Origin of the sequence: Methylosinus sp. RM1, assembly GCF_011378635.1 — a bacterium.
In the GTDB taxonomy this organism is placed as follows: domain Bacteria; phylum Pseudomonadota; class Alphaproteobacteria; order Rhizobiales; family Beijerinckiaceae; genus Methylosinus; species Methylosinus sporium.
In genome coordinates this window covers 123,368-142,332 of record NZ_WOVC01000001.1, presented here as the reverse complement: position 1 = coordinate 142,332, position 18,965 = coordinate 123,368, and the positions used below count along the sequence as shown (strand labels likewise).

Below are 18,965 nucleotides of genomic sequence, written 5' to 3'. Positions count from 1 at the left end.
TGAGCGTGATGTCGGCGGCGCGTGATGCGGCCGTAAATGGCGCATTATTGCGCGTGACGGGCCTTTCCAAATCCTATCGCGGGCCGCAGGGGCCGCTGCCCGTTCTGCGCGGCGTCGACCTCGCGCTCGCCGCCGGGACGAGCCTCGCGCTGATGGGCGAGTCGGGCAGCGGCAAGAGCACGCTGCTGCATCTCGTCGCCGGGCTCGACCATGCCGATAGCGGCGCCATTCGCATCGACGATGTGGAAGTGACGAAGCTCGACGACGACGGCCGCGCGGCGCTGCGCCGCAAGACGCTCGGCGTCGTGTTCCAACAGTTCAATCTCGTGCCCAGCCTCACCGTCGGCGACAATCTCGCTCTGCAAGCGCGGCTCGCCGGCCATTACGATCGCGATTGGCGCGACGCGCTCGCCGAGCGCCTCGGCCTTTCGGCGCTGCTCGATCGCTATCCCGAACAATTGTCGGGCGGGCAGCAGCAGCGCGTCGCCGTCGGCCGCGCGCTGGCGCCGCGCCCGCGGCTGCTGCTCGCCGACGAGCCGACCGGCAATCTCGATGAAGCGACCGGCGACGCCGTGCTCGATCTTCTGCTCGAGCTCTCCGCCACAGCGGGCGCCGCGGTGCTGATGGTCACGCATAGCGCGCGGCTCGCCGCGAGGCTCGACCGCCGCGTCACGCTCGCCAGCGGAAGGCTCGCTCTATGAGGCAATTTCTCTATGCGCTGGCGACTCTCGCGAGCCATTGGCGGCGGCGGCCCGGCCAATTCGCCGCGCTCTTCGTCGGCCTCGCCATAGCGACTGCGCTGTGGAGCGGCGTCGCGGCGCTCAACGATCAAGCGCGCCGTAGCTATGACCATGCGGCCGGCGCGCTCGGCCTCGGCGCCTCGCCGAGCCTCGTTGCGACGAGCGGCGGATTTTTCGCGCAGGATATTTTCGTCGCTCTGCGGCGCGCCGGCTGGAAGGTCTCGCCGATCCTCGAGGGGACGATCCGCCTCGGCGACAAATCCTATCGTCTCGTCGGCGTCGAGCCGCTGACTCTGCCCAAAATCTCCAGCGCCAAAATGCCGACGGGCGAGGCGCTGAATGATTTCCTCGGCCCGCCCGGCCGTGCGCTGGCCGCGCCGCAAACTCTGCGCGCGCTCGGCCTCGCCATGGGCGCGACGCCGAGGATCGGCGACGCGGATAGGCTGCCGCCGCTCGCCATCGCCGAAGACCTCTCGCCGGGAATGATCGTCGTCGACATCGGCGTCGCGCAACGCCTGCTGCATCGGCCGGCGCGTTTGTCGCGCCTGCTCATCGCCGAGGAGCCCGCGCCGGATGCGCCCGCGCTCGCAGCCGTCATCGGCGAGGCTCTACGCCGCGTCGAGGCGGATGAGGCGCCGGAACTCGCCAAGCTCACCGACAGCTTTCATCTCAACCTCACCGCCTTCGGCCTTCTGGCCTATGTGGTCGGGCTGTTCATCGCTCATGCGTCTTTCGGCCTCGCCTTCGAGCAGCGCCTGCCCCTTATCCGCACGCTGCGCGCGATCGGCGCCTCCTTGCGCGCGCTCGCCTTCGCGCTGATCGCGGAGCTGATGCTGCTCGCGCTTCTCGCCGGCGCGGCGGGAATGGTCGGCGGCTATCTCATCGCCGCCGCTCTGCTGCCCGATATGGCCGCGAGCCTCGAAGGACTCTATGGCGCCGAGCTCGACGGCGCGCTCGGCCTCGCGCCCTCCTGGTGGATATCCGGAATCGGCATGGCGCTGATCGGCGCCGCGATCGCCGCGGCGAGCGGTCTCGTCAAGACTCTGCGCCTGCCCGTGCTCGCCATAGCGCAGCCCTTCGCCTGGCGCGAGGCGCAGCGGCGTTGGCTGCGCCGCCAAGCGGCGCTCGCCGCTCTCGCGCTCATGGGCGCGGCGGCGGCGCTGCTCTTGGGCGAAGGGCTCGAGGCCGGCTTCGTCTCCATGGCGGGATTGCTGCTCGGCGCGGCGCTCGCTCTGCCGCTGCCGCTCGCCGCAATGCTGCGACTCGGCGAGCGACGCGCGCGCGGACCGCTCACAAAGTGGTTCTTCGCCGATGCGCTGCAGCAGCTTCCCGGCCTCTCGCTGGCGCTGATGGCGCTGCTGCTCGCGCTCTCGACCAACATAGGCGTCGGCTCGATGGTGGAGGGCTTCCGTCGCACATTCGCGCAATGGCTCGATCAGCGCCTCGTCGCGGAAATCTATTTCGAAGCCGCGAGCGAGACGGACGCGCATCGGATCGAGACCTGGCTCGCGAGCCGCGAGGACGTCGCCGCCATTCTGCCGCTGTGCAAGGCGAAGACGACTCTGCGCGCCTCGGCTATCGAAACCGCTTGGCCCGTCGAGATCGTCGGCGCGCCGCCGCATGAGACATTCAGCGCGCATTTTCCATTGCTCGAAACGCGCGCCGACGCTTGGGGCTCCGTCGCGCGCGGCGAGGCCGCCCTCGTCAGCGAGCAGCTCGCGCGGCGTCTTCGTCTGGAGCTCGGCTCTCATTTGGACATACCGACGCCGACAGGCGATTGGCGCGTCGAGATCGTCGGACTCTATCCCGATTACGGCGCCGCCAAGGGCCAGCTGCGCGTCGATCGCGATGCGCTCGTATCGCGCTGGCCGGACGCGCGCAAGCTCGACTATATGCTGCGCGCCAAGGCCGAATCCGCGCCCGATGTGATGCTCGCGCTGCAATCGGAATTCGGAGCCGGCGTCGCGCGCATCATCGATCAGGCGGCGCTGAAGCAGCGCTCGATGACCATATTCGAGCGCACTTTCGCCGTCACCGCCGCGCTCGACACGCTGACGCTCGTGGTCTCGGCCATTGCGCTATTCGCCAGCCTCACCACGCTCGCCGCCGCGCGCACGCCGCAGATCGCGCCGCTCTGGGCGGCGGGCGTCTCGCGGCGCAGCCTCTCTCTGCTCGAATTCGTGCGCGTCACGCTGTTCGCGGCGGCGACGGCGCTCGTCTCCGTGCCGCTCGGCCTCGCGCTCGCTTATGATCTCGTCGCCATCGTCAATGTCCGCGCCTTCGGCTGGCGCCTGCCCTTTCATGTGTTTCCATCGCAATGGCTCGAAGTCTTCGCTCTGGCGCTGCTCACCGCCGCGCTCGCCGCGCTATTGCCCATTCGCCGTCTCGCGCGCATCGCGCCGGCCTCGCTGCTCGCGGTCTTCGCCAATGAACGCTGACGCGATGCGCGGCCTCTTCCTCTCGCTGGCGCTGTGCGCCGCCTCTTTCGCCCACGCAGAGGGTTTCGCCGGCCTCGGCGATGAGGCTCGAGGCTTCGCCGAGCCGCAGCCCGGCCATAGGCTCGTCTTTCCGCGCGATCATGGCGCGCATCCGCAATTTCGCATCGAGTGGTGGTATCTCACCGCCAATCTGAAAGACGAGTCCGGCAAATCCTATGGCGCGCAATGGACCTTGTTCCGTCACGCCCGCGCGCCGCAGGACGGCGAAGGCTGGGACAGTCCGCAAGCCTTTGTCGCGCACGCGGCCGTCACGACGGACACGCTGCATCTCTTCACCGAGACCCGCGCGCGCGGCGGCGTCGGACAGGCGGGCGTCGAGGCGGCGCCATTCCGCGCCTTTATCGATAATTGGTCCTTTTCCGCGACAGAATCCAATCTCTCCGGCGCGAGCATAGCCGCCGTCACGCCGCGCTTTCGCTACACGCTCGCGCTCGCCGCCGACGAGCCGCTCGCGCTGCATGGCGAAGCCGGCTTCAGCCGCAAATCGGAGAGCGGACAGGCCTCTTATTATTACAGCCAGCCTTTTTTCCGCGTCGAAGGCGCGCTCGCCATAGACGGCGCCGAGCGCAAGGTCACGGGCCGCGCCTGGATGGACCATGAGTGGAGCAGCCGCCCGCTCGCCGCGGATCAGAAAGGCTGGGACTGGTTCTCGCTGCATCTCGACGGCGGCGCAGCGCTGATGCTGTTTCGCTTACGCAGCGACAAGACGCTCCCCTTCGTCTCGGGAAGCTTCATCTCCGCCGATGGCGCGGCGCGCGCGCTCGCGCGCGACGATATTTTTCTCGAGCCGCTGGAGCAGAGCCTCGTCTCCGGCCGCCTGCTGCCCATACGCTGGCGTGTGCGCGTCGCGAGCCTTCGCCTCGACATAGAGGCGAAGCCGCTCAATTCGCAGAGCTTCATGGGAACTGGCCTCGGCTATTTCGAAGGGCCCATCGCCGTCTTCGGCTCACATCGCGGCGAGGGCTACCTCGAGATGACGGGATACTGAAGCGCCGGCTTCGATTCTCCGCCGAAGCTTGATCCAAATGTCATCGGCTCTATCCATACTGGGACGCTTTCTTCTGACGCAGCGCTCTCGCCGGACGCGTTTCCGGCGGCGTATCGCCAAGGGATTTCTCACATGTATCTGTCGCCGACCTTTTTCCTCGATCTCGGCCTGCGCACATTCACGAACAATCCCTTCTTCAGCCGCGATCGTCCTATTCTCGCCGCGGGCGAGAGCGACTTTCGCCTGCTCGAGGGACAAGAGGGGCTCGTCGTCACTCTGGGGCCGAACACGGCGTTTTTCGATCGTCCCAATCGCTCCGTCTGCCGCTGGCCGGGCGTCAAGACGATCCCGCGCCAGAGCCCGCACGCGATTCCGCAGCGCTCCTTCTTCGCCAATGAGAGCAACGCTTTTCTGCAGATATTCTGCGGCGGCGGCGACGTTCGGCTGAACCGCGTCGCCACGCTCGGCGATCAGCGGCAGATTCTCCTCTCCGCCGGCGCCGGCAATGTCGTCGAGAAAATCGATCTCGCCGAGCTCGCGCGCGAAGGCGCGCCGGCGCTTAAGTTTCTTCAGCCCTCCTATCTCTGCTCCTCGGCCGAGGTGGCGATACATTCGACTCCCTGCGACGCCGCCACCATGAGCTGGGCGCGCGCGCCTTATGTCTATCGCGCGGAAGAATTGGAGAGTGCGGGGAGACAAGCGATTCTCTGCCTTTCCGGCCGCACAATGGTCTGGTGCGAACGGCTCGCGCCGGGCGAGAGCCGCGATTTCGCGCTCGGCAATGTCATCGCCGCGACCGAGAATATCGATTCGAAGCTGCGCCCGACGAGCCAATGCCATCCAGACGACGAAGACCACGCGCCGGTCTCGATCGTCGCAAAGCCAGTGCGGACGCGCCTGCGCGAATTCATCGAAGCGACAGGCATTTTATTCGAATCGATGCGGGCGCGCGAAGGCTTCCTCGTCTGCGAATTGACCAATCGCTCCGAGCGCCCGGCCTATGTCTATGTGCAGCTCAACAAGGACAGCTTCTATGGAGGCTCGGGCTTCGTCGGCGTCATGGTGAAGCTCGTCTCGGCGTTCTTGCGCATGTCGCATCTGCCGCTACGCTGAGCCGCCGCCTGTCGATCGCGCGCGACCCGGCTGCTTCAAGGAAAAAGACGGCCCTGGTAAACATCTGAGGGCGAGACGAAAAAAGCCGCGGCCCGGCTCTCACTCGATCGTCACCTCCACGACGCGCGAGCCGCCCGGCCGCAGCGGCAGACGCGCTTGAAATCGATGCGTTCCGGGCTGCATGGGCCAAAACGCCGGCTTGTCCGCATCGGCGAGCTGAAACGGCCTGCCGTCCACCATCCAGAGAATTTGCTCCACCGAGGCGGGGGCCGAGACGCGCAGGGCGAGGCGATCGAGCGCCGCCGGCTGCTCGGGATTGCGCCAAATATGGGTTCGATTCTCGGGCGTCGCGATCGCGAGCTCGAGATTTTCGTCGAGCGGCGCAGGCCGCGACGCGCTGCTCGCGCCGACGGGCAGGGACTGCGCTCTCTCCGGCTTCACCCATTCCACCAGCGTTTCGCCGCAGCTTCCGTCGCTGCGTCCGCCGGCGAGGCACATTTCCATCGGCGCGCGGCCCCGCGGCGGTGGAAAGGTCCCCGCCTCCGTCTCGCCGGGCCTTGCGCCCTGAATGAGAGTCAGCGCCGCATGAGCGAGCCGCGCGCTCGAGGAAGCGCCGCTCAGCCTGTTCATCGCGCCGGCGTCGCCGCGGCCGACCCATACGCCGACGACGGCCTTGCGCGAGAATGCGATGGTCCAAGCGTCGCGATAGGCCTGCGACGTGCCGGTCTTCACCGCCACGGCGAAAGGATATTCGAGCGGCCCATAGCGCGGGAAGCTCGGCAGACGCGCGAGCGGATCGGCCAGCATGGAGGTGACGAGCCGCGCCGTGTCGCTCGACATAACGCGAATGGAGCGGCGGCGCGTCTGCTCCTTCGCGAAGACGAGATCGGACAGCAGGCCGTCCTCGGCGAGCGCGCCATAAGCGCGCATCAAATGCTCGAGCCGCGTCGGCAGCGCGCCGATCGCCATGGAGAGGCCGAAGGATTCCGCCGGGGCCTCGAGATCATGCAGGCCGAGATCGTGCAGAAATTGGAAATTGGCCTCGAGCCCGACCCGGCGCATGAGATTGGTCGCGGGCACATTGCGCGAATTGGCGAGCGCCTGCCGCGGCAGCATCGGCCCGAGAAAGGCGCCATCGGCATTGTTGACGCCGGCTGCGCCCTCTGGAACATCGGCGAGGAGATCGGTGGGCTCGAGCGCGCCGCGCTCGAATGCGAGCGCATAGACGAAAGGCTTCAGCGTCGAGCCGGGCGAACGCAGAGCGCGAGTGAAATCGATCGCGCCGTCGCGCCAGTCGCGATAATCGGAGGAGCCGATATCGGCGAGCACCGCGCCCGTGCCGCGCTCCACGACCATGAGCGCGACCTGCTGCGCGCCCGCCGAGCGCCACAGCGAGAGATAACGACGCGCGACATGCGCGAGCTTCTCTTGCAATGAGAGATCGATCGTCGCGCCGATGCGCGGATCATGAGCCGAGGCCGGCGCTATGAGGCCCTCGCGTACGAGCCTCTCATAGCGCAATGCGAGATGCAGCGCCTCCGGCCGCCGCGCGGCGCCGATCGGGCGCAGAGTCGCGAGCTGCCGCTCCGCGAGCGCGATTTGCGCCGGCTCGACGCGATTTTCGCGCGCGAGATAAGTCAAAGCGCGCGCCGCCCGCGCGCGCGCGAGGGCGAGCCCGCTCTCGCGAAAGAGATTCATGCGGCCGGGCGATTGCGGAACGGAGGCGAGCAGCGCGATCTCGGCGAGCGAGAGATCCGCGACCGGCTTGTCGAAATAAAAGCGCGCGGCATGGGCTATTCCATGGCTGCCATTGCCATAGGGCGCGAGACGCAGATAATGCGCGAGCACGGCGTCATGACCCTTGCGCGCGACGAGCGCGAGCGCCGTCGCCGCTTCCACGATCTTGGCGGAGACGCTGCGCGGCGCGGGATTTTGCATCCGCGCGACCTGCATGGCGATGGTGGAGGCGCCCTCGCGGCGCTTGCCCCCGACGAGATTGCGCCATGCCGCGCGCAATAATGCGCGCGCATCGACGCCCCCATGCGAGGCGAAGCGGCGATCCTCGAGCGCGAGCGTCGTGAGCGCGACCCGCTGTGGAATGTCACGCAATGGCCAATAGCCATAGTCGATCCGCGCAGCATCACGCGCGCCGATCTGCGTGAGAAAAGCGCCGTTGCGGTCATAGACCATCGGCGTCGGCCGCGGCGCGACGAGAACGGCGCGGGAAAGGGCGGTATGGGCGAGGAGGGCGGTCGGAAGAAGCGCGATGATAAAGAATAGCAACAAGAGCGCGGGCCCCCTCCTTCTCCCACTCGTGGGAGAAGGTGTCGCGCGAATGCGCGACGGATGAGGGTCCGGGGGGCCGCGAGAGCCCTCATCCGGCTCACTGCGTTCGCCACCTTCTCCCGCAAGCGGGAGAAGGAAACCGCGAAGCGACTTCATTTCGTGATTTCCACGCGCTTGCCGGCGCTCTGCGCTTGCAGCCCTTTCTTATACATCGTCTCGACGACGCCCGGCGGCTCGGTGAAGGCGCCCGCCGTCTGCGCCTTGGCGCGGAAGGCGAAGCGATAGCTTCCCTTCGGCAGCTGATCGTAAGCATAGAACACGCGATCGTCGCCGAAGGAGACGCTGGTCGGCGCCAGCGTCGGCGCGCTCGACGGCTGCGCCTCGGCGGGCGCCGTCGCGAGATTGGGGTTCAGTGGCTCGAAGCCGGCCGGCAGCGGCAGCGAGATCGCCACATGGGTGCGAGCCTGCGGATTGACGAGCTCCGCTGTTTCCTCGATCACATCGCCGATGGCTAGCTTCACGACGCCATTCTCCGCCGCGATTTTTTCCAATGGCGCATCCGCTTTGCCGACGCGCAGAATATCGCGCGTCAGCGCGAAGCCTTCGCTCACCGGCAAAGCCTTCGCGCCGCTCTCTTGCGGCTCGTATCGCGTCTCGACCAGCGCCACGATCGGCGCGGTTCCACGATTGACGATCGTCAGCGCCGCAGGAGCCGTGCTCGTCTCGCGCAGGATGGGATTATTGGCGTCCAGCGTCAGCGTCCGCGGCGGCGCGCCGTCCTGCGAGAGCGCGAATTGCAGCGGCGTTTGCGGACGACGCCAAATCTCGGCGAGCGCATCGATCGCGGCGGCAGTGGCGTTGGTCGAGCCCCAGCCGTCGCCCTCGCCCAATCGCAGCAGCGCGTCGCGCAATAGCCCCGCGCGCGGATCGGACGGCGAGGCGACGGTGACGGCGCGCAGCATCTCCGCGAGCGAGCGCGTCTCGGATGGAAGGATGACCGCATTGCCGCCGTCCGCCGCCTGGCCTGCGTAATATTGCGCGCCATTGCGTGAGAGAATCTTCACGCGGCTCCACAGCGAATCGAGCAAGGAATCGACGATGCGCCGATCGCCAGATTGCGCGCGCGCGGCGGCGCGCGTCAGCTCCGCCACGCTGGCGCCCGCCATGAAATCGGCATGGCGCGACAGCTCGGCCACATAGGATTCGTCGAGCTTGCCGCCCTCGGCGAGCGCGATCAGCGCCTCGACGCGCTCGCGCAATTCCTCGCCGGAGAGCAGACGCGGATAATCCGAGCGCAGCGACAGCTTCAACACATTGGCGAGACGATCGGCGAGCGGCTTGTCGAACGGCTCGCCCGCGCGTTCTGCGCCGACGAGGAAAGAATAGGCCCAGGCGGTGAGCGACACATTTCCGCGCGCGCGCGGCCAGAAGGCGACGAGCCCATCGGCGTCGACCGCCTGATCGATCGCGTGGATCGTGTTGCGCACATCGCTCGAAAGACGGCTCTCGAGCCCCGCGGCCGAGAGAATCGGCGTGAAATTTTTGAGCGCCAGCGCCGAGCGCGCGAGCGAGAGGCGTTGCTCTGTGCAGCCATAAGGATATTCCACGAGCGCGTTCAATCCCGCGACGAGCCGCACCAGAGCGGGATCGCCGGCGAGCGTCACATCACGGCGGAAGGAGCCGGGCCGCGCGGCGTCGGTCGCGGCCGCGAGGGTCTTGCTCTCGCCAGGCGCGATCTCGACGATCTCATAGCGCCGCACAGGCAGGCGATCGGGCCTGATCGGCAAGTCGATCTCCACCGCATCGCGCGCATGGTCGGCTTCGCGCTCCACGCGAAAATTCAGCTTCACGCTCTCCTTGCCGGACGCGGGCTCCGGTACGCTCGCGCGAACGTCTATGCGCGCGGGCTTGTTCGCGATCCAGCTGAAAGCCTGCGACGCATTGCTCGCCAGCGTCAGCCCCTCTGCGGCGACGGAGGCTCTGCCGCCGCCGCCGGGCCCCTCGACGATGCGCGCGAGAACGGACACATCGAGCGAATCGCCCGGCCGCAGGAAGCGCGGCAACACAGGCTGCGCGACGAGCTCCTGACGAATGAGCATCTCGCCCGTCGCATAGCCGAAACGATCGGCGCCGCTCACCGCCTTGGCGCGCAGCTTGAACATTGTAAGCGAGTCGGGCAGCTTCACCTTGATCTTTGCGACGCCGTCGGCGCCGACTTTCACGCTCGGCAGATAGATCGGCACGGGCGTGAAATTCTTGCGCACGCTGACATTGGTTTCCGCACCCCATTCGTCGAGGCCGGCGTCGCCGCCAGGAATCTCCTCCAGCGGAATCTTGCCGAAGGCGAGATTGCGCGTGTCGCGCGCGGCGAGCCTCGTCTCGCGCTCGACGATGAAATCCGGCAGCGGATCGAGCGGCCGCTCCTTGGCGAGCGACAGCACCGCCTGATCGACCATCCAGAATGTCGCTTCTCCGGCGAGCGGCTTGCCGAGATCATCGGAAAGACGCAAGCTGACCTCCACCTCCTGCCCCGGCCGCGCCTTCGTCGGATAATCGAGCTTTGCGGTCACGATATTCTTGACCGGCGTCACCTCGATCCATTTGGTGGCGGCGATCGTCACCGGCTTGCCCTGGTCGATATTGGAGGCCGCCGCCGGCGCGCTGTCCTTCAAGCGTCCACGCATAACGAGGAAATGCACGGCGAGCTTCGGCGTCTGCTCCTTGCGCAGCGTGAGCGTGTAGCGCCCGAAGCCATTGGCGATGTCGATGAGCTGATAATCGAACACGCCATTGGGCTGCTCGACGATGGCGAGCGCCTTGGCGCTTTGGAACGGCGATTGGACGATGAGCGTCGCCGTCTCGCCCGGCGCATAGGATTGCTTGTCGGTCGTGATCGTCGCGGTGGAAGCCGGCGGATGCTGGAAGGTCACAGGCGTATTGCCGCCGACGAAGAAATCGACGCTCACCTGCTGACGACGGCCGATGCGATCATAGGCCTCGAGCTGCACGACATAGACGCCGGCCTCGCGCGCCTCCAGCTCTATTTTCTGCGCCTCTTTCGCGCTCGTCAGCCTGCGCTCGAGGAGCGTCTCCTCCATCACCTGCGTCACATATTTCGCCGCGCCCTGCGCGAAATCGGAAGCCTGCAGCGTCGACACCCAATTGCGCTTGATGAAGCGCATGGTGACGGGAAGTCCTTCCACGGCCTCGCCTTTGCCGTCGAGTGCGAGAAACTCCGGCGTCACCGCGCCGGGCCGCTCGACATAGCGCGACAGCTTCACGCCGAGCGCGAAAGGCGGAACGGCGATGACATTCTGCACATTGCGCACCTCTATTCCGTCGTCGCCGGTGACGGTCGCCTCGATCGAATAGCGCCGCGGCTGCGCGGTCGGCTCTATCGTCGTATCGAAGGTCATGCGCGAGGCGCCGCCGGCGTCGGTGCGCGCGTCGCGCTCCAGCACCGGCGAGGATTTGAACTTGCCCTCGCCGGAGAAGCGCGCGTCGCTCGAGAACAAAAAGCCCTCGCGTCCGGGCGGCTGAAACACATGCGGAAATTGCACGGCGCGCCATTTCACCGGCCGTTCCGAAACCAGCCCGCCGGCGAAATAACGCGCGATGAGATCGACATTGAACTCGCCGTCGAGCGGAACGATCTGCGGCGCATTGAGCACCACCTCGAATGTCGGCAGACGATAGGCCTCTTTCTTGAACGGAAACTGTCCGCAAGAGGCGGTCTGCGGCGCGTCGCCCTCGGCCTCTGCGCTTTCGCTCGGCTCGGCCTCATCGCCTTTCGTGTCGCTCTTCTTCGGCTTTGCGCCATCGGGCTCGAAGCGCAGCGAATAATCGCCGGTCGCCGGCGTCTGCGCGTCGAATTTGTGATAGAAGCTCCCGGCGGCGTCGAGCTTCACCGGAATGCGCCATTCCTGATTGCCGGGACCGGAGACGACCAGCGTTCCACCAGCTTTCGCAATGGCCAGAGCGCCATCGCGATAGGCGCGCACGAAGCCCTTTATATGCACCGGCTCCTCGGGCCGATAGATCGGCCGCTCGGCGAACACATGGCAGAGCGTGCGCGGTTCCTCCTTGCGCGGCTCCTGCGGATTCGCGGTCCAGGCGAGCCAGGCGCCATCCGGCTTCGTCCAATTCTCGCGCGCATATTCGGAGGGGCCGTCATTGGCGTCCAACACGAGCGTGTCGAGGCCTTTGGTCACGACGATGCGGCGCACATCGGCTTCCGCGCGCTTGCCGGGATCGAAAGCGAAGAAGCCGGAATTGTCGGTGGTCCCGCGCGCGAGCGTGACGAATTTGTCGCCCTTCACACCTTCGAGCCGCACTTCCGCGCCGGAGATGGGCTGCGCGGTGGCGAGCGAGGTGACGACGAAGCGCACGCGCGCGCGCTCCTCTATCGCGCTCAGCGACAGATCGGTCACTTGCGCGCGCAGCCAATGGCGTTTCTTCTCATCCACGGCGCGCAGGCCGATGAGATAGGTTCCCGGCTGTCCAGCGCCGGCGATCTTGGCAAATTCGCTCAAGAGATCGAGGCCGAATTTGGCGTCGGCGCCATTGCGGCGGATCGGCAGATCGAGCAGCGCCGAAACGGCGGGCGAGCCCAGCGCCTTTATGCGCGCGGCGATCGCCTCGGCCTCCGGCGCATCGGTCTGGCCCCAATGCGCGGGCTCATTGCCGGGCAACGGCGGCGCGGCGCTGTCCTCCGTCTCGACGCCGCTCTTGGGGAAAGGCCAGAAGTCGCGCGCGAGCGGATCGATCGCATGAATGCGAATATCGGCGCGGTCATAGCCGCGTCCGCGCAGCGGCAGCAATTGCGGGCCGAAACGTTCGACGAGCCCTTGCGCGGCGTCCCATGCGAGCGCCGGCCGGTCGCGATCGAAAGCGAAGCGAAGCGCGAAACGCGAGGCGAGCGCGCGCTTTCTGACATCGCGCAGAGCGCCCGGCGCGAGCGCCAGCTCATAGACGCGATCGGAGAGAAACTTGCCATAGACGTTGAGGCGCTTGTGGTCGATCTCGACGGAGAGATCGTCGACCGGCGGCGAGATGCGCAGCGCCTCGCGCGCGCGCAGAATGTCGATCTCGTCCGGCTGCTCGGTGAAGCTCAATGTCAGCCGGCGCCGATTGGCGGGCTGGTAATTGGAGACGGGCGCGGAGTCTTCCTCGCCCTCCGATGAAGCCGACGCCGGCGCGACGGCATAGCCGAAGGCGCAGCGCAGCACGCCGTCCTGCTTGTCGTCGCTCCAGCCGCGGCCGCAGCTCGCCTCGCTGACGGCGAAAGGCGCAGCGGAGCGTGCGCGCAATTCGAAAATCTCATCGTCGAGGCCCGGCTCGTCGGCGAGCTTCAAGCGCAGAATCGCGACCCGTCCGTCGTGAATCGAGTCGCGCAAGCGAATGGCGACGCTCTGCGCGGCGTTGCGATCGGCGCGCTCCAGCGGACGAATGTCATAATCCTTCGGCGTCAGCAGCTGGCCGCCGAGTGGAGAAATTCCCGGCGCAGGACGCAATTCGATCGTCAGCAGCCGCGCCAGCGCGGCGATGTCCACGGGCTCTGGAAAAGTGAGCGTGATCTGCTCGAGATCGGCGATCGGATCGGCGCTCTCGGTCGGATTGGTGGAAGAGGGCGTCGGCAGCAGCGCGACGAGCCGCGTCGCCGCGGCGCCCGCCTCTATATCGACGCGCTGCAGCGGCTTCCACGGCTCGGCGGGACGAAATTGCAGCGCGCGCGCGCCGATCCAGCGCCATTCGCCGGCGGGCTCGCCGGAGAGCTTGGCGAATTTCTCATGCGCGTCTTCCGGTCCGCCGGCCTTGGGGCCGATGTCGCGATCGAAGAAGATGGTGATGGGATCATAGCTGCGCAGAAATTTGTCCGGCACGATGCGCGCGCCATCGGCGCGGCGCAATTGATCGAAGGACGCCGGCTCGGCCCGCAGCGGCGCGGAGACGCAGAGACAAGCGAGAATGAGGAGCGCCATCGACGCGGCGACGATGGAGAAATGGATCGAGAAGCAAGCTATGCGTTTCATCGCCGAGCCTCGAATGGGACTGAGGGCGTTTGTCGAATGAGGAAAGCTCATCTGCCGGTCTTCCTTCCGGCCTTTTCCAAAAACTCCGCCGCCACTTCCTGCGGCGGGCCGGAGGGCGGCGGCGCGAGGCCGCGCAGAGCGAGGCGCAATGTCGTCGCGGGCGCGTCAGCGGGCGCGCGCGCCTCCACGAAATAGCGGCCGGGCTCGAGGCGCAGAATCTGCGCGGCGCCCTCTCGAAGAGTCTTGCCGGCGACATCGAGAAGACGCAGCGTGGCGCGATCCGGCTTGGCGCGCAGGCCGAGGCCGATCTCGCCGACCTTCGCCACCTCGAAGGTGAAGAGCGCCGTGCCGGCGGGGCCGAGAGCGATCGGATCAATGACGCCATCCGTCACCGGAACGACCGGCGTCGTCGCAATGCTCAGCGCGCCGGAGAGCGCGCCGTCATGCGGCGAAAAAATCTCGATGAGCGCGCGGCCGGGCGCAGCGTAGCGATGCAGCTCCACGCCGGCGGGAAATGTCTCCACCTCGCGCGCGCCATTCTGCGTGAAGGCGACAATGGCCGGCGCGCTCGTGCGAACATCGACGACGACGGGCGCGCGCAGATCGAGCGCGAAAGCCTGCGCCTCGCCATTCAGCGTCGCGGCGAAAGGCGCCGTCACATCGCGCGGCGCGGCTGCGGGCCAGGGCGATTTGCCGGCGCGCTCGATCCATGCGGCGACGAGGCCCGGCGCATGGGCGATCGTCACTTCGCCCGGCCCGGCGAGCGTGAGCGAGCGGCCGCGCTGCACGCGCCCGTCGGCGCCGACGAACACCGCTTCGCCGCCGGTCACGACGAGCCGGTCGCCCGGCTGCGCCTCGACGAGATGCGCGGTCTCGCCGGCGGCGCCGTAGAAGCGCTTGATCGCTCCGCCCGCCGTGAGCGGCTCATAGCGCTCGGCGGACGAAGCTACGCGCGCCGGCGCCGGGCGATCGGTGAGATTGACGAGCCAGAGCGCTCTCGCGCCCTCGAAACGGCGCGAGAGCGGCGCGCCATCGGCGAAAGCCGCGAAGCGGCGCGCCTCCTCCGGCGCGGAGAAAGCGGCGAGGCCGCTCGCGAGGTCGAGCGCCAGAGCGCCGGCGCCGTCGAAGACGACAGGCTGCGCCGTGAAGGGCGGGACGACGCCGGAAAACAATGCGCCGGCCTGCAATGGCGCCGCGAGGGCGACGTCGATCGCCTGCGCGGCGAGGCGCAAAGGCTCGACGCCGGCGGCGTTCCACAGGCGCGGCGGCTCCTTGCCGGCGAGCGCGAGCGCCGCGCCCGGCGCGACGGCGAACCCGCCTCCCGCCGAGACGCCCGGCTGGCCGAAGGCCGAGCGCGCCAGCCACAGCCGCGCCTTGCCGGACGGCGGCGCGGCGGCGGGCAGAATTGCGCGCTCGCTCTCGCCGAGCGTGAGCGGAATTTCGGCGCCGCTCGGCGTGAAGGCGGAGACGCGCGCCTTGGCGGCGCAATCCTCGCGCGAGAGCAGCCACAGGCTCTCCTCTTGCGGAGCCAGCGCTCCCGCCGAGGTCGGCGCGAGCAGACGTCCGCGGGCCGAGCCGGTGGCCAGCGACGACGGCGCCGCGCCTATGGCGACGAGGGCGGAGGCGGGCGCGGCGACGCGGCCGACGCAGATATTGCTGGCGAGCCCTTCGATCGGCGCCGGCTCCAGCGCAATGTCGCCGAAGCCGGCCGGCCGGCGCGTGAGGCTGCGCGCGGCGAGGGTGACGGGCGCATCGGCGCCGCCGATGGTCCAGACGCTCACGCGCCACTCGCCGCCCTCCGCCGGCCAGGCGGCGACCGGCGCAAGGCCGCGCTCACGCCCGATGACGCGCCAACGTCCATCGGCCTCGCGCTTCTCGATCGACAGCGCCGTCTCGCGCGTCGATTGCGCGGCGACCAGCATCAGCGCTCCCTCCGGCGCCGCCGGCAGGGCCAGCTCATGCGCGCCGGCGCCGGAAATCGTCTTCACGCCGGAGAATGCCAGCGGCTCGGCGGGCGCCGAAGCCGGCAGGGCGAGGCGAATCTCGACGCCTTTCGGCTCCTCGGCTTCCTGCCCGGCGGCGCTTTCGCCCTCGCCTTCGGGGCTCTGCTCCTCCGCCTCGCGCGCGGGCTGCGGCGCGCCTTGCAGCGCATCGAGCCGCAGACGATAGGCGCCCGCGGGCAGACGGCGCGAGAGAGAGATATTCCAATCCTCCGCGCGCCCCTCGAGCCGCTCGACCACGGCGCCATTCTCGTCCTCGAGCGCGCCGATCAGCTCCTTGTCGCCGAAGCTCGCAATATCGACCACGCCATCGCGCGCGATGGAGAAGGGCAGAGTCGCGGGAAGCGCGACGAAGCGCGGCGCGCCCGGCTGCAATTGCGTCGAGGCGAGCGCGATTCGGTAATCCAGCCGATCGTCATGAGCGAGGCTGCGCGCCTCGATGCGATAGGCGCCGGCGGCGAGCCGGCCCGAAAATTTGCGGCCTGCGGAGAATTTGCCGACGCTCTCGCGCGCCTCGTCGAAAATCTCCGCCACCATGCCGTCGCCTATGTCGAGCGCGACATCGGAGGGGCCGGCGAGCGCGAAGCTCCACACATCGGGATCGCGCGGCGCGCCTTTGGCGAGCGGCTCGCGCCATTGCAGCTTCTGCGGCGCGTCGAAGGGCAGCGCATGAGGACCATGGCCCTCGAGCGGCGCGGGCGTCACGATTTTGCGCAGACGCGCGACGAAACGGCCCTCGACATCCTCCGGCAGAACGACGAGGCGATAGCTTCCCTTTTCGAACCGCCGCGTGAGCTGGGCGAGCGGGCCCGGCGCGGCGAGCGGCCAGCCGTCCGCCTCCTCGAGCCGGGCGCGCCATTGCTTGCCGAGCCCCTGGAGCTCGAGCCGATAGAGTCCGTCCTCGGCGATCTCGATCGGCGCGACGGCGCCGCGGCCCCCGTCGAGCGCAGCGCGCGCCGCGCCTTCGCCGACGATGGGCGCAGTCGTCGTCATCGCCACGCTCTTCACCGAAAGGCCGAGATGGCCCGCCGATTCTCGCGCGGCGATGGCAACGCGATAGGCGCCGGCGCGCAAATAGCTCGTCACCAGCCCATTATGGCCGGGACCATTGTTCTCGCCTTCGCCGAGATGCGGAGCGAGAGCCGCGCCGAGCGAAAGGCGCGTCCGCAACCGCCCCAAAGTCTCGACGCGATAGAGCCCGCCCTCTGGAATATCGAAGCGAAACTCCCGCGTCTCGTCGCGGGCGAGATCGAACCAGACGGGCTTGGCGGAAGAAATCGCCGCCGCGGGACGCTCCTTCGCGGCCTCCGACGCCGCCGGCTCGACAGCGCGCGCATAAACGAGCGCGAGCGCTTCCGCCTCGGCGCGCGCCGGCAGACGGATGGTCGCGAAGCGATTGTCGTTTTCGATTTTCTCTTCGACGATCTCGGCCGGCGCGCGCGCCCCTCTGTCGTCGACGACGAGAATCCTGCCGCCGCGCGGGGTGCGGACGGGCAGAAGATATTCCGTCGCAGCCGGCAGCCACAAAGGCGCGGCGCCTTTTTCGAGATCGGCCGGCAACGCGATGACGCGCGGGCCTGTCAGCAGGCCCGGCGCAGAATTGGCGAGGATGAAATGCGATGCGTTCCGGTCGAGCTTCTGCTCGCCGAAGGAAACGACCGCACGAGCCGGCGGTCGCGGGAGAAGCTCCGGCGCGACGCCAGGCGGGCCGAGCGTCAGATCGACACTGCCGACCGCCCCCTCGAGCGGCGTGAGCGAGAGGACATAAAAGCCCGCCTGAAGATCATAGCGGCTCGGCAGGCGCCCATCGGCGCGGGGCGCGGCGGCGCCGAAGGCGGGCTCGATGAGCGCGCGCAGCCGCGACCCTTCGACATTGATCGCCACCGGGCCGCTGTCGGTCGCCTCGAACAGCAATGTGGTCGGCCCGCGCAGATTGAACCTGCCCCGATAGGCGCGCCCGCCCCCGATTCTCGGAAGATCGGCGGCGAGAGCGCGCGTCTTGCCGTTTTCCGTGCGCGCCAGCAGGGCGGTGGCGGGAACTTCGTCGGCGCCCTCGCCGGTCACGTCCAAGGCGACGAGATTGGGCCCGGCCGTCTCGATCGGCGCGCGGCTCGCCCGGCGCAGCGCCCGCAAGGAGAACGCCTGTCCCTCGAGGCCGAAGATTTCGACGACGCCCGGCGTCTTGCCATCGCCGCCGAGCGAGACGACGGCGACCGGCTCCCGATTGCTCTTGTCCAGCACGGCGGAAGCGGACGCGCCCTCGCCACGGCGCGCCTCTATGCGCGCGGCGACGGGCTCGGGCAGCTCCAGGCGGAACGCGTCATAGCTCGCCGGCGCCTCGAAACGCGCCGAGCCGAATGGGCCGATAACGCCATTGGCGACGCCAGCGGCCAGCGAAGCCGGCTCGAGCCGGCGCAAGAGAAAGGGCTGCGCCGCGCCGCCCTCCGGCCAGACGATCGTCTCCCCGCCATAGGCGGTCGCGACATAGCGGCCGGGCTCGACCGCGCCTTCCAGCCGCAGCCGCGTCATCGGGCGGCTGGGCTTCGTTTCGATCGTCGCGCGCGTCGGCGACAGATCGACGAGTTCGCCGCTCGCCTTCCACAATCGCAGATCGCGCAAACCGCGGCCGAGCGCCTCCACGGCGACGCGGCCCAAAGAGCCGACCTCGAGCGAATAGCTCCTCTGCGCGAGATCGCCGAGCTCGGCGGACATTGTCGCGCCCGGCGCCAGCGCCTCGCGCGCGCCCTGCTCCTGAAACGCCTCCGCGGCGAGCCGCGCCTTGCCGACCGCGCCCTTCGCGCCGAAGACGCGCAATTTGTAGACGCCTGCGTCGAGCAGGAGATCGAGACGCCCATCGCGCCGGCCGGCGACGCCGGACGTCTCGCCGGGACCCGAAATCATATCGACGAGCGCAATGGCCACGCCCGAGGCGCTATGCGCGGAAATGGCGTAGCGGCCGGGAGCCGGAATGGTCAACAGTGTGAAGCCGTCGCGATCGGCCGGCGGCTCGCTCACCGAAAATCGGCCGGGAGCCGCGCGCGGCTCGCTGCGCGCTTTGGCTGAGGGCTCGGAAGCCGCAGAGGAAACGAAAGCGCCCAGCGCCAGGCAGGAAATGGCGAAAGCCGTCGACACTTTCACGAGCAAGGCCCCGATCATGCGCAACACCCTCCGCCGCCGCGCGCGAAAGCGTCGCGCTCGAGCTTACGCCGCCGCATCTCTTCGAGTCGAGCCGGACTCTTTTCGCGCCGCGCATCCTAGGGCGGAAAAAAGCGCGCTTTTTCGTGGCGCCGCCGTGCGCGAGCGCACAT

General features: G+C 68.3%; 7 protein-coding genes. 4 read left to right on the top strand and 3 right to left on the bottom strand.

Annotated elements, in window-relative coordinates:
• Positions 1–8: 8 nt before the first annotated feature.
• The 4 genes from FMZ75_RS00570 to FMZ75_RS00555 all read left to right on the top strand — a co-directional run bounded on the left by FMZ75_RS00570 (position 9) and on the right by FMZ75_RS00555 (position 5,339).
• The gene (locus tag FMZ75_RS00570) at positions 9–701 is read left to right on the top strand and encodes an ABC transporter ATP-binding protein (protein WP_142864522.1); all 693 of its coding nucleotides are present in this window, start codon (positions 9–11) and stop codon (positions 699–701) included.
• Positions 698–3,178 (top strand): FtsX-like permease family protein, encoded by a 2,481-nt coding sequence (locus tag FMZ75_RS00565; RefSeq protein WP_166140927.1) that lies wholly within the window; start codon positions 698–700, stop codon positions 3,176–3,178. Before FMZ75_RS00570 ends, FMZ75_RS00565 begins: the two co-directional genes overlap by 4 nt.
• Positions 3,168–4,226: a lipocalin-like domain-containing protein gene (locus FMZ75_RS00560; RefSeq protein ID WP_166140926.1), complete on the top strand. Its 1,059-nt coding sequence runs from the start codon at positions 3,168–3,170 to the stop codon at positions 4,224–4,226. The genes FMZ75_RS00565 and FMZ75_RS00560 overlap by 11 nt, the downstream gene beginning before the upstream one ends.
• Positions 4,227–4,358: 132 nt before the next feature.
• Positions 4,359–5,339, top strand: coding sequence for a hypothetical protein (locus FMZ75_RS00555; protein WP_166140925.1), 981 nt, complete (start codon positions 4,359–4,361; stop codon positions 5,337–5,339).
• A 99-nt stretch (positions 5,340–5,438) separates the two neighbouring features.
• On the opposite strand, the gene FMZ75_RS00550 is transcribed toward FMZ75_RS00555, so the two are convergent.
• The 3 genes from FMZ75_RS00550 to FMZ75_RS00540 form a co-directional block, all read right to left on the bottom strand.
• Positions 5,439–7,529, bottom strand: coding sequence for a transglycosylase domain-containing protein (locus tag FMZ75_RS00550; RefSeq protein WP_166141018.1), 2,091 nt, complete (start codon positions 7,527–7,529; stop codon positions 5,439–5,441).
• A 248-nt stretch (positions 7,530–7,777) separates the two neighbouring features.
• Positions 7,778–13,657, bottom strand: coding sequence for an MG2 domain-containing protein (locus FMZ75_RS00545; protein ID WP_166140924.1), 5,880 nt, complete (start codon positions 13,655–13,657; stop codon positions 7,778–7,780).
• A 47-nt stretch (positions 13,658–13,704) separates the two neighbouring features.
• The gene (locus FMZ75_RS00540) at positions 13,705–18,813 is read right to left on the bottom strand and encodes a hypothetical protein (RefSeq protein WP_166140923.1); all 5,109 of its coding nucleotides are present in this window, start codon (positions 18,811–18,813) and stop codon (positions 13,705–13,707) included.
• Between the last annotated feature and the right edge of the window lie 152 nt (positions 18,814–18,965).